The organism is Sporosarcina sp. USHLN248 (assembly GCF_037144575.1).
In the GTDB taxonomy this organism is placed as follows: domain Bacteria; phylum Bacillota; class Bacilli; order Bacillales_A; family Planococcaceae; genus Sporosarcina; species Sporosarcina contaminans.
This window is the reverse complement of sequence record NZ_JBBCZC010000027.1, coordinates 1-17,471: the sequence shown is the minus strand read 5'-3', so window position 1 is coordinate 17,471 and position 17,471 is coordinate 1. Positions and strand designations below refer to the sequence as shown.

Genomic DNA, 17,471 nt, shown 5'->3' with positions numbered 1-17,471 from the left:
GAAAAAAGCAGCTTCCCGATGGGAGCTGCTTTTTGTTATAGCGGCGGAGGGGATCGAACCCACGACCTTACGGGTATGAACCGTACGCTCTAGCCAGCTGAGCTACGCCGCCATTATGTCTGAATATGTTTTTCAGAACAACAATACCCATAATACATGCGCCGGGACGGTCTGTCAATATATTCTTTACGTTGTCGGATGGAATATTTTCAGGTTATGGATAGGCGGAAAACTTACCAAATTCCAATTAATTCGCCAAGTTTTCGCGCGTTTTCAAATTGTGGTGGAGAGTGCGTGGAATATGGGATTCTCCTCCATAGTTTCCCGTCGCCCTTTATAAATGCAAGTGGCTGACGCACAAAAGGTTTTGAATGAATCGCTCTAACTGTCATTTAAATGATAAAAAACCTTCGTAAATAGTCGAAAGGTTTTTTGGCCGCCTTGTCATGAACGGACAAATTCTTCTCTCGACTCTATGTATACTCGTTGCAAAGGAAGCATAGGGGGAATGTAGAGATGAAGATGATAGGTAATTTGGAAAGACCGATTAGCAGTCAATTCAGGCAGACGATCGAATCAATTGGAAAACGAAAGATGCATATTTTGTTAACGGCTCTATTTCTATCTGTTTCATTTTTCTTATCGCAAGCAGTTTTGTTCGACACGGCGGTTCCGTTCTTTTTGCCGGTATGGGCACTTGCACAGACCCGTTTTCGTAAATATTTATTATGGGTCTTTATTGGCGGGATGACCGGAAGCGCTTTCTTAGGACTTGGACAAGCCGTCATTCATTTATTTGAGCTCATATTATTTACGGTCGTCGTGAAACATCCGTTTTTCCGAAAATCAATTCCCTTGACGGTAGCCGGCACAATAATTGTCGTACAAGTGTTATGGCAGTTCATTATGTATAGCGGCCATACGCCTGTGCCGATCCAGTTGACGATCGGTTTTGAAGCAGTGTTGGCTCTGTTCATGACGTTCTTCCTTTTTATTGCATTCCCTCAATCAGAACGAATTTTCTATGGCAAGTGGACACCTGAAAGACTAGGGGCTGTTTGCATTATCGGAACGATGGCTACGACTGGGATGGGTGGATTAATGATCGGTCCAGTATCTATTTCGGGAGTATTGCTTCATCTGACAATACTATTAGCTGCTTTAGCTGGCGGACTGCCATTTTCAACGACAATCGCAATGATGATTGCAGCGATTGCAGGCATTGCAGAACTTTCATTTACCGGAATGATGGCTGTTTATGGCATGACCGGTTTCTTTGCCGGTGCCATGAAACGCATGGGCAAATTGGGTATTGCAACAGGAGCTTTCGCGGTATCTGTCTTTTTCTTGCTATATGACTTGATGCTGCCTTTGGATATTTCCCATTTCATATCGATTGGCGTGGCAACCATCTTATTCTTTTTGATTCCCGCAAAAAAGGTGGAGCCGATTAGAAACATCATATACCCGGAAAAACAGGATCTTTCTAAGAAACGGCAAAAATGGATGGCGGATCGTTTAGATGAACAATTATCTGATTTTCAACAGTTTGCAGAATTCATGTCCAACCTTGTCAGTGACCGAATCCCTTCAAATGAAGCTCAAGAGGCGCGCCCCATTCCAACCATATGCCAGTCTTGCTTCCGTTATTCGAAGTGTTGGGAGGGCAATGAAGGAATGCCGGATTTATTGAATGAATGGGACATGACATACTCCGCTACAAAGAAAGCGGCGAGGCATCGGGTGGAGGAGAAAATAAAATATAAATGCATACGCTTCAACGGATTAATTAAAGAAATGGAGGAACAGTCGGCAAATCGGTTGTTAATGGGCCAGCTACAGCATGGAAGGAGAATGTTGGCACTGCAGTTAAGAGATATGAGCAACCATCTTGAAAAAGTAATGAATGATATTAAAGGGGAGCTGTCGATTCATAAACATTCAGAAGAAGAGTTTTCAAATCGCTTAAAGAGTCAAGGTATTGAGTTTTTCCAAGTGGACATTTTATCGGAAGAGCCCGGTTCACATCGCGTTGTTTGCTCGATACCGGAAAGAAGATCTGATTATGAAACGGATACGACAGTGGCGGAACGGCTTATTCTGCCAATATTGGAGGAGATGTATAACGAACCTTTTAAAGTGGAGAAATCATCTGCGCAGCAAGATCCTTTCCCTCATATTCAATTGACTTTTTCATCCGCTGTAAGATTTTCCTTGGAATATGGCATTGTTGCAACAGCAGGAGGGGGGACTTTTCAGGCTGGAGATGCATATGAGGTATTTCCGATTCACGACGGTCTTACCGCTGTTCTGCTGTCGGACGGCATGGGTCAAGACTTGAATGCATACCGAGAGAGCAGAAAAGTAATTCGACTAATGCGGGAATGCTTGAATCGGAAAATGGACCCGGAAACAGCGATGCATACATTGCATTACATTATGTCACTAAATGGATTGGATGATATGTATGCGACATTGGATTTAGCACTGATTGATTTGCAGGACGGAAGGCTTTGGTCTTGGAAAGCGGGGTCGATGAGTACGTATATAAAAAGGGGACAAGACTTTCTGCGGCTCGATAGTCGCTCTGTCCCTGTAGGATTCCTGCCATCATTTTCAGTAGAAGCGAAAAATGAACAATTGAAATCGGGCGATTTAATTGTCATGTTGACGGACGGGATGTTCAATGGAGGGGTAACGATTGAAAAGCAAGAAGAGACATTGTACGGTATATTAGAAAGACATCAACTTGCAACCGCAGAAACGATTGCGGATCGGATCATGCATGAGATGGAACGGAAACACGGAGTCGTCGATGATGATCGTACCGTTTTAGTCATGAGGGTAGATCATGTATTGCCGAAATGGCAGACAATTAAGCCAAATGCCAAAGAAACCTTGGGAAGCCGATTTATTTCCCGGGAAAAGGTCGTCGGATAAACTATATTGTACGTAATAGTGGAGGATCGAAAATGAAGCAGTTCGAGCGCAAGGTTTTGGCATTTATCGAAAAAGAAGAACTCGTTACATCTGGTCAGCGAATCCTCATCGCCTGCTCGGGTGGTGTGGATTCGGTGGCGCTTTTGCTTTTTATGGCCAACCACCAACAACAATTGGGTATTGAGGTTGGAGCCGTTCACGTAGACCATATGTTGCGCGGAGAAGAATCTAAAGAGGATGGCAGATTCGTTAAAGAGTTATGCGAACAGTTAAAGGTACCTTTTTACGGTGGATCGGTCCCTGTCCCTGAAATTGTCGAAAGAGAAGGCGGTAATCTCCAGATGATTTGCAGAGAGGGACGGTACGAATTTTTTAAGAGGATTTTAAAGTCACATCGCTATGATGCGTTGGCTACTGCGCATCATGCGGAGGATCAATTGGAGACTGTCCTTATGCAAATTTCAAAAGGGAGTTTGCCGGAAGGTATGCTTCCTGTAAGGAAAATGGAGCAAGGAATACTCATTCGTCCGTTTCTCTTGGCGAAGAAAGGGGAACTCTATGCCTATACAGTACAAAAGGGCGCTATTTTCAGAGAGGATCCGAGCAATGATAGCGATGCATATTTAAGAAATCGTATTAGGCACCATATTGTGCCTTTGCTTTTATCTGAAAACCCTGCAGCTGCTTTAAATTCGGTGAAGATGACCAAGAAATTGCAACAGGACGATGATTTGTTGATGCAGTTATCATTAAAACAATTTCAATCGGTCGTAACAATTTCAGAAAAAGGCTTTCCGACCGTCCAACAACATCGTTTTGCAGCTATGCACCCTGCTTTACAAACCCGTCTCATTCCACTACTATTGAAGTATCTTTATAATGGGGAAAGTATACCTGTCGAGTTTACTCATGACTTGTTGGAACAGTTGCAATATCATATGCAATCCGCGGAAGGGAACGTTTCGATTGATCTTCCGCGCGGCTTACGTTTCGTAAGGGAGTATGGCAGAATTTCCATTGTCAAAGATGAGAAAGTCAATTGTGAAGATGTAATATTATTGCCAAAGGGAATTTGGACACGCTGGGCGGATGTCCTTTTCTATTGGAACACAATAGAAGCTGATGGAGTCGGGCATGCTGATGCAGCATCGGAGCACCGCTTTTTTAATTTATCTGAATCCGAATTGCCTTTATATGTTCGGGGGAAGCAGAATGGAGATCGGATACTTCTGCCGGGAATGACTAAGCCAAAAAGGCTATCGAGGCTATTTATTGATGAAAAAATTGGTGCGTTGCAGAGAGAGAAGCAACCTGTGCTGCTAACTGCACAACACGAAATATGCGCAGTTCCGGGAATCCGATATGGGACACGGTTCACCCACCAGTGGACGGGTAGGGAAAAGTACATATTCAAGATGAAAGAGGCATCATCACCCAATTTAGGAAGAGAGGAATTTCGATGTTAAAGAAAGATATCGAAGAAATATTAATTTCTGAAGAGAAAATACAAGAAAAAGTAAAAGAATTAGGCTTACAGCTCACTGAGGAGTATCAAGATAAGTTTCCGCTTGCAATCGGTATACTAAAAGGAGCGTTGCCGTTCATGAGCGATTTGATCAAACATATCGACGCGCATATTGAGCTTGATTTTATGGATGTTTCAAGTTATGGGAATGCGACTGTTTCGTCAGGCGAAGTGAAAATTGTAAAAGACTTGAATACAAGTGTCGAAGGACGCGATGTGCTTATTATTGAAGACATCATTGACAGCGGTAAGACGTTGAACTACCTCGTAGAATTGTTTAAATACCGTAAAGCAAAATCCATCAAACTTGTCACTTTGCTTGATAAGCCATCAGGCCGAAAAGTGGATTTGAAAGCGGATTATGTAGGCTTCCTCGTTCCAGATGCCTTCGTTGTAGGATATGGACTTGACTATGCAGAAAAGTACCGTAACTTACCCTATATTGGTGTATTAAAAAAAGAAATCTACTCTTTTTGAAAGTTTTTCAACAAACCTTTCTTAGGGGCGATGGAAAGCTTTTTCCGCCGTTTTGCGTAATATGGTTCGCTATTCGGATGTTGGTAGTTGATGATGTTGTTGAAGAGACATGTGATTGCCCGATTTCACTTCTTTCAACCTAAGTGAAAAAGGCATTTTCGTTGTAGATGGAATCTGTTATATGATAAGATTTACAATAGTTTTCTGTTGAAAGAAATGAGGAGGCTTGGGATGAATCGTATACTTCGATACTTTCTATTATACGGATTGATTTTCCTCGCAATTATGGGGATATTCAGTTCGCTAAATAATCCAAATCCGAAGATGAAAGAGATTCGGTATGATGAATTTCTCACACAGCTAAAAAATGGCGCAGTCGAAGAAATGACGCTCCAACCTGTCCAAAGCGTTTTGGAAGTTAAAGGTGTGCTGAAGGGAGCCGAAAAGGGTGAGCAGTTTACGACCAATACGTTGATGAATGATACAGCGATCATCGACCAAATTAGTGATATTGGCAAAGCGAACAACACCCAAATCGAAATTTTGAAGGCACCTGAAACAAGTGCTTGGGTATCCTTCTTTACTGGGTTAGTGCCATTTATCATCATTATCATCCTCTTCTTCTTCTTATTAAATCAAGCGCAAGGCGGCGGTGGCGGACGTGTGATGAACTTCGGAAAAAGCAAGGCGAAGCTTCATACAGACGACCGCAAAAAAGTCCGTTTTTCCGATGTAGCGGGAGCGGATGAAGAGAAAGCTGAGCTTGAAGAAGTTGTTGACTTCTTGAAGGACTCCAGAAAATTCTCGGAATTGGGAGCTCGTATTCCAAAAGGTATTTTGCTGGTAGGACCTCCAGGTACAGGTAAAACGTTATTGGCACGTGCGGTAGCTGGTGAAGCGGGCGTTCCATTCTTCTCGATTTCTGGTTCTGACTTTGTTGAAATGTTCGTCGGTGTCGGTGCATCCCGAGTTCGTGATTTGTTTGAAAATGCGAAAAAAAATGCGCCATGTATCATTTTCATTGATGAGATAGATGCTGTTGGTCGTCAACGGGGCGCAGGTCTTGGCGGCGGTCATGATGAACGTGAACAAACATTGAACCAGCTTTTAGTTGAAATGGATGGCTTTGATGGCAATGAAGGTATTATTATCGTTGCTGCTACGAACCGACCTGATATTTTAGATCCGGCATTGCTTCGTCCGGGACGCTTTGACCGTCAAATTACAGTCGGTCGTCCAGATGTAAAAGGACGCGAAGCAGTCTTGAAAGTGCACGCACGCAATAAGCCTCTTGACGATTCTGTCAATATGAAGGCACTTGCACAGCGCACGCCAGGATTCTCAGGAGCGGATCTTGAAAACTTGCTGAACGAAGCTGCGCTCGTCGCAGCAAGACGCAAGAAACCGAAGATTGATATGGCTGATATTGACGAGGCGACGGATCGTGTAATTGCTGGTCCTGCGAAAACAAGCCGAGTCATCTCCGAAAAAGAGAAAAATATTGTTGCTTTCCACGAAGCAGGTCACGTCGTCGTCGGGCTTATGTTAGATGATGCGGAAATCGTGCATAAGGTTACAATCGTACCGCGCGGTCAAGCGGGTGGATATGCGGTTATGCTTCCGAAAGAAGATCGCTACTTCATGACAAAGCCGGAGTTGCTTGACAAAATTTCCGGTTTGCTTGGCGGCCGTGTCGCTGAAGAAATCGTTTTAGGCGAAGTGTCAACTGGCGCTCATAACGACTTCCAACGTGCGACTGGCATTGCCCGTTCGATGGTAACTGAGTACGGGATGAGCGATAAGTTAGGTCCAATGCAATTTGGCCAAAGCCAAGGCGGAAATGTGTTCCTTGGTAGAGACTTTAATTCCGAGCAGAATTATTCCGAGTCAATTGCTTATGAGATTGACCAAGAAATGCAGCGGATCATTAAAGAGCAATACGAGCGGACAAGAAAAATCTTAACGGATAACCGTAAATTGCTTGATTTGATTGCGACTACGCTTCTTGAAGTGGAAACATTGGATGCGGAACAAATTAATCATTTGAAAGATCACGGTACATTACCAGAACGTTCGTATGAACAAAACGGAAATGGTAACAAACAAGCCGATGAAAATACAGACGATGAAGTGAATCCGGATTCAACGGGTGCGCCGAATGATCCTTCCGTTGCAGATTTACCGAAGGAAGAATCGACGGATCGCACACTCCCTCCAATTGATGAGCAAAGAAGAGATTGATCTTATAACAGTCAACCGATTAATGGCGGTTGGCTGTTTTTTGATAGGGTGCTTTTTATTTTCACGTAAAAAAATCAAGCGATGTCAAAAAGATTTTGCATAGACTTTGCGCAACATCTTAATTCAAAGCGGAAACTACAAGTAATTGCCTTGATCGGATGGATTCAAAAATAAATAGAAGTTGATTGCATGTTGTCAGTTGCTTTTATACTCTCTGTCCATTGTGGTATGATGTTTTGGAAAATGTCGAAGTTAGCGAGGAAAAGAATATGATATTAGTGTTGGATACAGGGAATACAAATATTGTCCTCGGCGTTTATGAACAAGGGGATTTGAAATACCATTGGAGAATGGAAACGTATCGACATCGGACAGAAGATGAGTATGCAATGTCTGTAAAGTCGATGTTTTCACATGTAGGTCTCCGTTTTGAAGATATTAACGGCATCATTATTTCATCGGTTGTTCCGCCGGTCATGTTTCCGTTGGAGCAAATGTGCAAAAAATATTTTAATTTACGGCCGCTGATCGTGGGCCCAGGTTTGAAGACAGGTTTGAATATTAAATATGAAAATCCCCGGGAAGTTGGGGCTGATCGGATCGTTAATGCGGTGGCGGCAATCCATGAGTATGGCAGTCCGTTAGTGATCGTTGATTTTGGGACAGCAACGACTTTCTGTTATGTGAATGAAAAAAGTGAATATATGGGTGGGGCGATCGCACCAGGCATAGGCATTTCCATGGAGGCGCTATTCGACCGGGCATCGAAATTGCCACGTGTTGAACTGACGCGTCCGGAACATATTATTGGGAAGAACACCGTTTCGGCGATGCAATCGGGCATCGTTTTTGGATATGTCGGGTTAGTAGAGGGTATTGTAGAGAGGATGAAGGCTCAAAGTAAGGTGGAGCCGACAGTCATTGCGACAGGCGGTCTTGCTGAACTGATCGCGAGCGAAACGAAGTCGATTGATATCGTAGACAATTTCCTTACTTTGAAAGGATTGCACTTGATCTACGAAAGAAACGTTTAAAGGAGATATTACATGAAAGACTACTTAGTGAAGGCATTATCATTTAATGGGACAATCCGAGCGTATGCGGCCCGCACTACTGAAACTGTCGGAGAGGCGCAAAGAAGACATCATGTTTGGCCGACTGCTACAGCCGCTTTAGGACGTACGATGACAGCGGGTGTCATGATGGGTGCCATGATGAAGGGCGAAGAGAAATTGACGATTAAAATTGAAGGCGGAGGCCCGATTGGTCCTATCGTTGTCGATGCAAATGCCAAAGGAGAGGTCCGTGGCTATGCAACATCCCCTCAAACTCATTTCGATTTAAATGACAAAGGGAAGTTGGATGTCAGGAGAGCTGTCGGAACGGAAGGTATGCTGACAGTAGTAAAGGACTTGGGGTTGCGCGATTTCTTTACAGGGCAAGTTCCAATTGTTTCTGGTGAAGTGGCAGAAGATTTTACCCAATATTTTGTTGTATCCGAACAAGTTCCTTCCGCTGTGGCGTTGGGCGTTTTAGTAAATCCCGACAACACAGTAAAAGCTGCTGGAGGATTTATTATCCAAGTGATGCCAGGAGCTACAGATGAAACGATTAGTCTTTTAGAAGAGAGAATTGCCAACGTTGAGCCGATTTCTAAATTAATTGATCGTGGCTTAACGCCAGAAGAGATTTTAAGCGAAGTATTAGGATCGAACAATGTAGAGATCCTTGAAAAAGTGGATGTTGAGTTCTCATGCAATTGCTCAAAAGAACGATTCGGTACGGCAATTCTTGGGTTGGGGGAACAGGAAATTCGCGAAATGATTGATGAGGACGGTCAAGCGGAAGCAGAATGCCATTTCTGCGGCGAGAAATATTTATTTGCAAAAGACGAGTTGGAAGGTTTCATTGATGAACTACGGGCGAAATCGGAATAATTCTGCTCCGAATCCGCCGGGGCAGAAGAGAAGACTGAAGACGAAGCCGTTATTAGTACTGATTGGCATACTGTTAGCCGGCAACTTGCTATGGTTCATCGCTTTTCTGATCCCTAACAAATCGGAGCAGCCTCCTGAAGAGGTTGCTTCGGTGGCAGGGGAACCGATTACTCGGCAGGAATGGATGACCGCAATGGAAAAAGAAGTTGGACGGGAAGTGCTTTTGGAGTTAGTAAATGAAAAAGTAATGGAAACAGCTGCCGAAAAGTACGGTATTAAGGTTACGGACGAGGAAATAGAGCTTGAATTATCGCTGATCACCTCTGTAGATGGAAGGTTCCATTCCGGCTTGGATGTGGAACAGACACGGCAGAAAATCCGCTCCACACTTATTCTGGAAAAGGTTTTGACGAATGATGTCGTCATTAGCGATGAATCCGCAAAGAAGTTTTATGAGGAAAATGAACAGCTATATAATATTTTAACAGCATATAGAACCTCCATTATAATCGTACCGACGAAAAAGGAAGCGGAGCAAGCGCTCGACGAATTATCTAAAGGCTCCAATTTCGATGCGTTAGCGAAGGAGCGTTCTGTTGATTTGTCATCAGCTAATTTAGGCGGAGATATCGGATATATTAATGCGACGACAGAAACGGTGGATCCGGCAATTTATAAAGCTGCCGAAGGAACGAAAGAAGGCAAGGTTAGTAAAGTCATAAGTTTGGAAGATGGTACATATGCAATTGTTCGTGTAAATGAAGTGATTGAAGGTCAATCGTTTTCATTCAAGGATGTGAAAGAGCATATTAAGCGTGAATTGGCGCTTGAGCAACTCTCACAATCTGTGAATCCAGAAGCATTTTGGAAAGAATTTGACGCAAAGTGGTTTTATGGGAAATAAAAAATGCCGTCCATGCGCCTAAAAAGGGCGTGGACGTTTTTTTTGCCTCGAAAATTTAGATTAATCCAATTGTGTAAAGGGAAAGGAAGAGAGAGAAGACTTGCGATTGACAGTTGTCACCAAGAAGTTGTATGATTAATACAATAAATCATATCAAACAAGTAGGGATTGGGAGGAAGAACAATGAGTATAGTCGGAAACACGATTGCAGATCTTGTTGGCAAAACGCCTCTTGTCAAATTGAACCGTTTATCAGGGGCGGATGATGCGGAGATTTATTTGAAATTGGAGTACTTCAACCCGGGATCAAGTGTAAAGGACAGAATCGCACTTGCAATGATTGAAGCAGCTGAAAAGTCCGGTGAACTGAAGGAAGGCAGCACAATCATTGAGCCGACGAGCGGCAATACCGGAATTGGATTGGCCATGATCGCAGCTGCAAAAGGATATAAGGCAGTACTCGTCATGCCTGACACGATGAGCTTAGAGCGACGGAATTTATTGCGTGCTTATGGTGCAGATTTAGTGTTGACGCCAGGCGCAGAAGGGATGAAAGGCGCGATTGCCAAGGCTGAAGAATTGTCCGAGAAAAATGGATGGTTCATGCCTCAACAGTTTAACAATGAAGCGAATCCTGAAGTTCATCGCCTCACGACTGGCCCGGAAATTGCGGATGCATTGGACAGGGTGGATGCGTTCATTTCAGGCATCGGTACAGGCGGAACGATTACAGGTGCGGGTTCTGTGTTAAAAGAGCGTTTCCCAGAAGTGAAAATCGTCGCAGTAGAACCTTCCGACTCTCCAGTTCTTTCAGGAGGCCAGCCGGGACCTCATAAAATCCAAGGAATCGGTGCCGGTTTCGTTCCAAAAGTATTGGATACAGATATTTACGATGAAATCATTCAAGTGTCAAATGATGACGCATATGATACTGCAAGACGTGCAGCGCGGGAAGAAGGGATCTTAGGTGGTGTTTCTTCCGGAGCGGCTATTTTTGCAGCGTTACAAGTGGCAAAAGAGCTTGGAAAAGGGAAAAAAGTGGTCGCCATTCTACCGTCCAATGGCGAGCGCTATTTAAGCACCCCGCTTTATCATTTTGACGAAGAATAAAAACTTATTTGAGAGGGCTTATGCTCTCTCTTTTTTTTATGCTTAATGGTATCCTAAATTGATAAGCAGACGTTAAGATGTTGATAGATTGATTAATGGGGGAATGGCGATGAATCCTGAATATAAAAAGGTAAACATGACAAAAGATCAGTTTTTTTATGCGTACAAAGAATTGGCAAAGAAAAGCCTACAGCATGCACTATTAGAGAGTGGCCGTTCGGGGAAATTATGCATTGCTGGCATCGATCCGCTCGTCACTTTCCGTGCGATGCCGGGTGAATCATTGGAATTCATTTGGCGTGATGGCAAAAAAGAGAAGAAAGATGGAGATCCGCTTTCTGTTGTTAATGAATGGGTAAGCTCGCTGAACATAGCGTATGATTCGGAGTTGCCCGATTTTCAAGGCGGTCCGATTGGTTTTGTGAGCTATGACTATGCACGCAGGTATGAGCCGATCCCCAATATTGCGGTGGACGATTTGCAGACGCCGGATTTGCAATTTTATTTGTTTGATCGTTGGGCGGTTTTGGATATTGAAAAGGAGTCTGCATATTTCATGACATTGCCAGATCGTGGATTGGATCCTAATCGTTTGGCAGAGCAGTGGTTGGAGGCGGCATCTGCAAATGAAGGATGTAGACATACTGATATCCCGAGAGATATTTTGGCACCAGAAAGGATTGATGTTTCCGTTTCCGGCCCGCAATTTGAGCAAATGGTTCGTGATGTACAAACATACATCGAGCAAGGTGAAGTGACTCAAGTGAATTTATCCGTCCGCCAATCGGATAGATTAACTGTGACGCCTCTAACGATGTATGAACAACTGCGGAAGGTAAATCCATCGCCATATATGGCATTTATCGGAGCTGAAGATTTTGCTGTCGTTTCCGGTTCGCCTGAGCTATTGCTTAAAAAACGGGGCACCGAATTGAGCACTCGTCCGATTGGAGGCACAAGGCCGCGAGGAAAGACTGATGAAGAAGATATCAATCTTGAAAAAGAATTATTGTCTAATAAAAAGGAAAAAGGCGAGCATGTAATGCTTGTCGAAGTGGAACGCGAAGATTTTGAACGAGTTTGCGAAAATAATACGGTGGAAGTAAATGAATTTATGGTCATTGAAAGGTATTCACATGTCATGCATTTAGTATCGAACGTAAGAGGGACTGCAAAAGAAGGCATGTCAAATGCGGAAATTATAAAAGGACTTTTTCCCGGTGGTTCAATTACGGGGCAGCCAAAGCTTAGGACGATGGAAATTATTGAAGAGTTAGAACCGAACAGGAGAGGCTTATATACTGGTTCGATCGGCTGGATCGGGTTTAACGGAGATATGGAGTTCAACATTGTTATTCGGACAGCGTATGTAAAAAATGGTGTTGCACATATTCAGGCAGGAGCCGGCCTCGTTGCTGATTCGATTCCGGAAGCCGAATATAAAGAGTCTTTAAATAAGGCAAAGGCGCTTTGGCAGGCGAAGCGCATGGCGGAAAAGGATTTGGTTAAATGACGTACTGTTTTTTTAACGGAAAATATATGCCATCGGAGGAAATGCGGATTTCACCATTCGATCACGGTTTCTTGTATGGGGTCGGTTTTTTTGAGACATTCCGAACGTATGAGGGCAAGGTGTTTTTATTTAAAGCACATATGGACAGATTGCGGGAAGCGCTATTAGAATATCGAATTGAAATGCCATATACCGATGAGGCAATTTTAGAGGCAGTCGGTAAATTAGACCACCTTTCGGGAGGCACCGATGGCTATTTTCGGCTGAATGTTTCGGCGGGCGTCCATGACATTGGTCTATCTCCCTCGGAATATAAAGAACCGAACGTAATTTTATTTCGAAAAGAACTATTCGTTGCGCCAAGAGGCACCGAGAAAGAGGCTGTTTTTCTTCAAACGCCGAGGAATCTTCCGGAAAGCGGTGTGAGGCAGAAATCGCATAATTTCTTAAATAATGTGCGTGGTCGGCTGGAATTGCCTTCTTTAAAGGAGAAGGAAGGCATCTTTTTAACTAAAGAAGGTTACGTGGCAGAAGGTGTGACGTCGAATGTTTTTTGGATGAAGGACGGAGAGTTGTTCACTCCTTCTATTGACACTGGAATTTTACCGGGAACGACCCGGGCTTACATGATCCAGTTAGCGAATGAGATTGGCATAGCTGTTCATGAAGGGTGTTTTGATAAAAAAGAGGTTGAGAATGCGGATGAAGCATTCGTATCCAATGCGGTTCAAGAGATTGTACCGTTAAGAAAAATAGGAGATCGGCTATTTCCTGGAGCATCAGGGGTTTATTATGAAAATTTGCACGGTCTATATAGCGAGGCTGTCGAGAATATGAAAGAAGGATGAATGTGTTGGAATTGGCGAATGCAAAAGAAAGATATCGTTTTGGAAATACAGAATGGGATTTTGGAAAAGAAACCGTCATCATGGGAATTTTGAATGTGACTCCTGATTCCTTTTCCGATGGAGGCAAGTATGCACAGATCGATGCGGCGTTAAAGCATGCAGAACAAATGCTGAAGGATGGCGCAAAAATAATTGATATTGGTGGGGAGTCTACAAGACCGGGGCATGCGCCGGTTTCATTGGAGGAAGAAATGGAACGGACAGCCCCAGTCATCGAGGCATTGACAAGGGAATTGGATTGCGTCATCTCAATAGATACATATAAGGCGGATGTGGCGGAAGAAGCGCTAAAAGCTGGCGCGAAGATCATTAACGATATTTGGGGCGCAAAACGTGAACGCAGAATCGCGGAAGTGGCGGCAACTTATGGTGCACCGATCATACTAATGCATAACCGGGAAATAGCGAAGTATGCTGGTCCGTTTATAGAAGAAATAATTAGTGACTTATCCGAAAGCATAGAGATTGCGCGGTTGGCGGGAGTGCCGGAAGGAAATATTTGGCTCGATCCTGGCATTGGCTTCGCGAAAGACACTGAGCAGAACGTGTTGGCGATGAGAGGGTTGGACCGAATTGCAGAAATGGGATACCCGGTTTTATTAGGAACTTCACGGAAGTCGATGATCGGCAATATTTTGAATTTGCCGGTTGAGGAAAGAATGGAAGGTACAGGCGCAACGGTTTGCTATGGGGTTGAGCATGGCTGTCACATTATGCGTGTGCATGATGTGAAGGCGATTAGCCGCATGGTCCGAATGATGGATGTACTGACGGGAAAATCAAATGTCGAAGATAAGGATTTCTGAAGGAGGCAGCGGAGATGGATTATATCCACGTCAATGAAATGGAGTTTTACGGATACCACGGAGTACTGATGGAAGAGACAAAGATTGGTCAGCGTTTTCGAGCAACCGTCTCTCTTGCGGTAGATACGAGTAAGGCGGGGAAATCGGATGATCTGGGCAAGACAGTGAATTATGCAGAAGTATATGCAATTTGTCGATCAATTGTGGAAGGGAAGCCATATAAGCTGATCGAAGCGGTCGCTGAACAAATTGCCGATGCGCTTTTGAAGGAATTCAAGGAGTTCGTTTCCGGCGTGAAAGTATTGCTTATCAAACCTGACCCTCCCATTCCGGGACATTATGCTTCTGTATCTGTTGAGATTACAAGGGGGCAATTCGTTTGAATACAGCCTATTTATCGATCGGCTCCAATATAGGAGATCGATATGAACATTTAAAGGAAGCAGTTCACGCACTTCATTCCAATGAAAAGATTGAAGTGGCGGATGTATCTTCTATTTACGAGACATCCCCGGTCGGCTACATTGATCAAGCAGATTTTTTAAATTTAGCCGTTTGTGTCAATACTGAACTAAAGGTGCAAGAACTATTGAAAGTTTGCCAGCAGATCGAAAACGGACTTGGCCGTGTCCGGGAAATTAGATGGGGCCCAAGAACTGTAGACCTTGACATTTTGCTGTATAATAACGACAATATTGAAACGGAGAACTTAGTTGTACCGCATCCGCGCATGCATGAGCGAGCGTTTGTACTTGTACCCTTGTTAGAAATCGCTCCCGGAATTAGCCATCCAGCTACAGGTGTGCCATTTTCAGAAGAACCTGCTGTAAATGACAGCGGCGTTCGTTGTTGGAAAAAAATAACGGGAGCTGAAAGCTTTTTGAAATAAATGGCTTACATATTTATCAAGTTCTCCTTCAGTTCGTTTGTGGTATATAGGATGGATTCTCGGTGATGATAGGTGTCGAAAGCAAACGACTAAAGGAGAACGACCGCTATAAGTGGTTGACAAACGATGCCGCCATAATTGTGGCGGCTTTTTTTACATAGAAAGATTGTGTACAATAGGAACATGCCATCCGGCGTGAGGGATAACTGAAGAAGGAGTGAAGGAAATGTCCCATTTGGATGAATTGAACGATCAGCTTTTGGTGAGACGCCAGAAGATGGATGAACTTAGGGAAAAAGGTTTGGATCCATTCGGCTCAAGATATGAAAGGACCCATCTTTCTAATGAGGTTCGTGAAGCATATGATGAACTTTCTAAAGAGGAGTTGGATGAAACACCTCATGAAGTAAGCATTGCGGGACGGATCATGACAAAACGCGGCAAAGGAAAAGCTGGCTTTGCCCACCTTCAAGACCTTGGTGGCCAAATTCAAATATATGTCCGTCAAGATGCCGTGGGAGAAGAAGCGTATGAATTATTCACTGACGCTGATCTCGGCGACATTGTCGGAGTAAAAGGGAATGTTTTCAAAACGAAGGTTGGAGAACTTTCCATTAAAGCAACTGAGTTTACATTTTTAACGAAAGCACTCCGTCCGTTGCCGGATAAGTTTCATGGCTTAAAAGACATTGAGCAAAGATATCGCCAAAGATACTTAGATTTAATCTCTTCTGAAGAGAGCAGGGAGACGTTTATTACAAGAAGTCGTATTATCCAATCGATGCGCCGCTATTTGGATGGACAAGGCTATCTTGAAGTGGAGACGCCAATGTTGCATTCGATTGCCGGCGGAGCAAGTGCACGCCCTTTCATTACTCATCACAACGCATTGGACATGACGCTCTATATGCGAATTGCGATCGAACTTCATTTGAAACGCCTTATTGTCGGCGGTCTTGAAAAAGTATATGAAATCGGGCGGGTTTTCCGAAACGAAGGGATATCGACTCGCCATAATCCGGAATTTACAATGATTGAGCTATATGCAGCGTATGCTGATTACAAAGATATCATGGAACTGACGGAAAATATGATCGCCCATATTGCACAAGAAGTTTTAGGAACAACACAAGTGCAGTACGGTGAAGATATCATTGATTTATCTCCTGGCTGGAAGCGTCTGCACATGGCGGATGCCGTAAAAGAATATACAGGTGTAGATTTCTGGAAAGAGATGTCTGTTGAAGAGGCACGTGAACTTGCAAAGGAACACGGCATTGAAATTACGAATATGATGGAAGTCGGACATATTTTAAATGAGTTTTTTGAACAGAAAGTGGAAGAGCAACTTGTTCAACCAACATTCATCTATGGACATCCGGTTGAGATTTCTCCTTTAGCTAAGAAAAATTCAGAAGACAGCCGATTCACAGATCGCTTTGAGTTGTTTATTGTAAGACGTGAGCATGCGAACGCCTTCACTGAACTGAACGATCCAATCGATCAGCGCAAACGTTTCGAAGCGCAGTTAATTGAAAAAGAACAAGGCAATGATGAAGCACATGAAATGGATGAAGATTTCATAGAAGCATTAGAATATGGTTTGCCGCCAACAGGAGGACTCGGCATAGGTGTCGATCGTCTTGTCATGCTGTTGACAAATGCACAATCAATTCGCGATATCCTTCTATTCCCTCAGATGCGCTCAAAAGAATAAGTTATAAAGCTGTACAATGCTGGATACATAAGCCTTGTGCAGCTTTTCTTTTCGAGGAAATAAAAGAATATTCTTTTTCCGGAAAAAGTATTGCATTCAAAAAGACAAGCTGATATAGTAAATAACGTTGCGTTTCCAATAAACGAAACAAACAAAAACAACTTTAAAAGTTTTTTAGAAAAGTTGTTGACATGAAAAACGCAAAGTGATATTATATAAGAGTTGCTTCTCTAAGAGGTAACGAAATGAACCTTGAAAACTGAACAGCAAAACGTCAACAAATAAAGTCTCAAAGCCGACCCCGTCGGCGGAAGAGACAAAACGAATCTTCGGATTCAAAATTGACATCTTAACAAGATGCCAGCAAGAAACTCGAGCTATTCGAATTTCTCTTTTATGGAGAGTTTGATCCTGGCTCAGGACGAACGCTGGCGGCGTGCCTAATACATGCAAGTCGAGCGAATCGATGGGAGCTTGCTCCTTGAGATTAGCGGCGGACGGGTG

General features: G+C 43.5%; 14 protein-coding genes, 1 tRNA gene and 1 rRNA gene. 15 read left to right on the top strand and 1 reads right to left on the bottom strand.

The features are described from left to right. Positions 1-38: 38 nt before the first annotated feature. A tRNA-Met gene (locus WFH04_RS11915) sits at positions 39-112 on the bottom strand. Between the two features lie 404 nt (positions 113-516). Here WFH04_RS11915 and WFH04_RS11910 point away from each other — a divergent pair. The 15 genes from WFH04_RS11910 to WFH04_RS11840 all read left to right on the top strand — a co-directional run. Beyond that, entirely contained in the window at positions 517-2,940 is a 2,424-nt protein-coding gene (locus tag WFH04_RS11910; protein ID WP_336824279.1) for a SpoIIE family protein phosphatase, read from the top strand. A 32-nt stretch (positions 2,941-2,972) separates the two neighbouring features. Further along, a complete protein-coding gene (tilS, locus tag WFH04_RS11905) occupies positions 2,973-4,406 on the top strand; it encodes a tRNA lysidine(34) synthetase TilS (RefSeq protein WP_336824278.1) in 1,434 nt (477 codons plus the stop codon). Further along, positions 4,400-4,942, top strand: a complete 543-nt coding sequence (hpt, locus tag WFH04_RS11900; protein ID WP_336824277.1) for a hypoxanthine phosphoribosyltransferase — start codon at positions 4,400-4,402, stop codon at positions 4,940-4,942. Before tilS ends, hpt begins: the two co-directional genes overlap by 7 nt. Positions 4,943-5,173: 231 nt before the next feature. Further along, positions 5,174-7,183: an ATP-dependent zinc metalloprotease FtsH gene (ftsH, locus tag WFH04_RS11895; protein ID WP_336824276.1), complete on the top strand. Its 2,010-nt coding sequence runs from the start codon at positions 5,174-5,176 to the stop codon at positions 7,181-7,183. 269 nt (positions 7,184-7,452) lie between these two features. Beyond that, positions 7,453-8,217: a type III pantothenate kinase gene (locus WFH04_RS11890; protein ID WP_336824275.1), complete on the top strand. Its 765-nt coding sequence runs from the start codon at positions 7,453-7,455 to the stop codon at positions 8,215-8,217. A 12-nt stretch (positions 8,218-8,229) separates the two neighbouring features. Next, positions 8,230-9,120 (top strand): Hsp33 family molecular chaperone HslO, encoded by an 891-nt coding sequence (hslO, locus tag WFH04_RS11885; protein ID WP_336824274.1) that lies wholly within the window; start codon positions 8,230-8,232, stop codon positions 9,118-9,120. Continuing rightward, the gene (locus tag WFH04_RS11880) at positions 9,095-10,024 is read left to right on the top strand and encodes a peptidyl-prolyl cis-trans isomerase (RefSeq protein ID WP_336824273.1); all 930 of its coding nucleotides are present in this window, start codon (positions 9,095-9,097) and stop codon (positions 10,022-10,024) included. The genes hslO and WFH04_RS11880 overlap by 26 nt, the downstream gene beginning before the upstream one ends. 183 nt (positions 10,025-10,207) lie before the next feature. Then, positions 10,208-11,134 carry a cysteine synthase A gene (cysK, locus tag WFH04_RS11875; RefSeq protein WP_336824272.1) on the top strand — a complete coding sequence of 309 codons (927 nt, stop codon included), beginning with the start codon at positions 10,208-10,210 and terminating at the stop codon, positions 11,132-11,134. 109 nt (positions 11,135-11,243) lie between these two features. Then, entirely contained in the window at positions 11,244-12,647 is a 1,404-nt protein-coding gene (locus tag WFH04_RS11870) for an anthranilate synthase component I family protein (RefSeq protein WP_336824271.1), read from the top strand. After that, the gene (gene pabC, locus WFH04_RS11865) at positions 12,644-13,495 is read left to right on the top strand and encodes an aminodeoxychorismate lyase (protein WP_336824270.1); all 852 of its coding nucleotides are present in this window, start codon (positions 12,644-12,646) and stop codon (positions 13,493-13,495) included. The genes WFH04_RS11870 and pabC overlap by 4 nt, the downstream gene beginning before the upstream one ends. A gap of 5 nt (positions 13,496-13,500) precedes the next feature. Further along, on the top strand, positions 13,501-14,361 hold the full coding sequence (folP, locus tag WFH04_RS11860; protein WP_336824269.1) for a dihydropteroate synthase: 861 nt from the start codon (positions 13,501-13,503) through the stop codon (positions 14,359-14,361). 14 nt (positions 14,362-14,375) lie between these two features. Continuing rightward, positions 14,376-14,744 carry a dihydroneopterin aldolase gene (gene folB / locus WFH04_RS11855; protein ID WP_336824268.1) on the top strand — a complete coding sequence of 123 codons (369 nt, stop codon included), beginning with the start codon at positions 14,376-14,378 and terminating at the stop codon, positions 14,742-14,744. Further along, positions 14,741-15,250 carry a 2-amino-4-hydroxy-6-hydroxymethyldihydropteridine diphosphokinase gene (gene folK / locus WFH04_RS11850; protein WP_336824267.1) on the top strand — a complete coding sequence of 170 codons (510 nt, stop codon included), beginning with the start codon at positions 14,741-14,743 and terminating at the stop codon, positions 15,248-15,250. The genes folB and folK overlap by 4 nt, the downstream gene beginning before the upstream one ends. A 226-nt stretch (positions 15,251-15,476) precedes the next feature. Then, positions 15,477-16,967, top strand: coding sequence for a lysine--tRNA ligase (lysS, locus tag WFH04_RS11845; RefSeq protein WP_336824266.1), 1,491 nt, complete (start codon positions 15,477-15,479; stop codon positions 16,965-16,967). Between the two features lie 393 nt (positions 16,968-17,360). Beyond that, a 16S ribosomal RNA gene (locus tag WFH04_RS11840) occupies positions 17,361-17,471 on the top strand; the annotation flags it as partial.